Raw genomic sequence first — 1587 nt, 5'->3', positions numbered from 1 at the left:
AATGTTCAGTATTCATTGAGCCGAACAAAATCTTAAATTGAAGAGTTTGATCATGGCTCAGATTGAACGCTGGCGGCAGGCCTAACACATGCAAGTCGAGCGGAAACGAGTTATCTGAACCTTCGGGGAACGATAACGGCGTCGAGCGGCGGACGGGTGAGTAATGCCTAGGAAATTGCCCTGATGTGGGGGATAACCATTGGAAACGATGGCTAATACCGCATGATGCCTACGGGCCAAAGAGGGGGACCTTCGGGCCTCTCGCGTCAGGATATGCCTAGGTGGGATTAGCTAGTTGGTGAGGTAAGGGCTCACCAAGGCGACGATCCCTAGCTGGTCTGAGAGGATGATCAGCCACACTGGAACTGAGACACGGTCCAGACTCCTACGGGAGGCAGCAGTGGGGAATATTGCACAATGGGCGCAAGCCTGATGCAGCCATGCCGCGTGTGTGAAGAAGGCCTTCGGGTTGTAAAGCACTTTCAGTCGTGAGGAAGGTAGTGTAGTTAATAGCTGCATTATTTGACGTTAGCGACAGAAGAAGCACCGGCTAACTCCGTGCCAGCAGCCGCGGTAATACGGAGGGTGCGAGCGTTAATCGGAATTACTGGGCGTAAAGCGCATGCAGGTGGTTTGTTAAGTCAGATGTGAAAGCCCGGGGCTCAACCTCGGAATAGCATTTGAAACTGGCAGACTAGAGTACTGTAGAGGGGGGTAGAATTTCAGGTGTAGCGGTGAAATGCGTAGAGATCTGAAGGAATACCGGTGGCGAAGGCGGCCCCCTGGACAGATACTGACACTCAGATGCGAAAGCGTGGGGAGCAAACAGGATTAGATACCCTGGTAGTCCACGCCGTAAACGATGTCTACTTGGAGGTTGTGGCCTTGAGCCGTGGCTTTCGGAGCTAACGCGTTAAGTAGACCGCCTGGGGAGTACGGTCGCAAGATTAAAACTCAAATGAATTGACGGGGGCCCGCACAAGCGGTGGAGCATGTGGTTTAATTCGATGCAACGCGAAGAACCTTACCTACTCTTGACATCCAGAGAACTTTCCAGAGATGGATTGGTGCCTTCGGGAACTCTGAGACAGGTGCTGCATGGCTGTCGTCAGCTCGTGTTGTGAAATGTTGGGTTAAGTCCCGCAACGAGCGCAACCCTTATCCTTGTTTGCCAGCGAGTAATGTCGGGAACTCCAGGGAGACTGCCGGTGATAAACCGGAGGAAGGTGGGGACGACGTCAAGTCATCATGGCCCTTACGAGTAGGGCTACACACGTGCTACAATGGCGCATACAGAGGGCGGCCAACTTGCGAAAGTGAGCGAATCCCAAAAAGTGCGTCGTAGTCCGGATTGGAGTCTGCAACTCGACTCCATGAAGTCGGAATCGCTAGTAATCGTGGATCAGAATGCCACGGTGAATACGTTCCCGGGCCTTGTACACACCGCCCGTCACACCATGGGAGTGGGCTGCAAAAGAAGTAGGTAGTTTAACCTTCGGGGGGACGCTTACCACTTTGTGGTTCATGACTGGGGTGAAGTCGTAACAAGGTAGCGCTAGGGGAACCTGGCGCTGGATCACCTCCTTA

Annotated in this window: 1 rRNA gene; it reads left to right on the top strand. The window is 53.2% G+C overall.

The features are described from left to right. The first annotated feature begins 34 nt into the window (after window positions 1-34). A 16S ribosomal RNA gene (locus tag R7F64_RS23720) occupies window positions 35-1587 on the top strand.

The organism is Vibrio sp. Vb1980, assembly GCF_033338615.1.
In the GTDB taxonomy this organism is placed as follows: domain Bacteria; phylum Pseudomonadota; class Gammaproteobacteria; order Enterobacterales; family Vibrionaceae; genus Vibrio; species Vibrio alginolyticus.
This window is presented reverse-complemented; position numbering and strand designations above follow the sequence as displayed.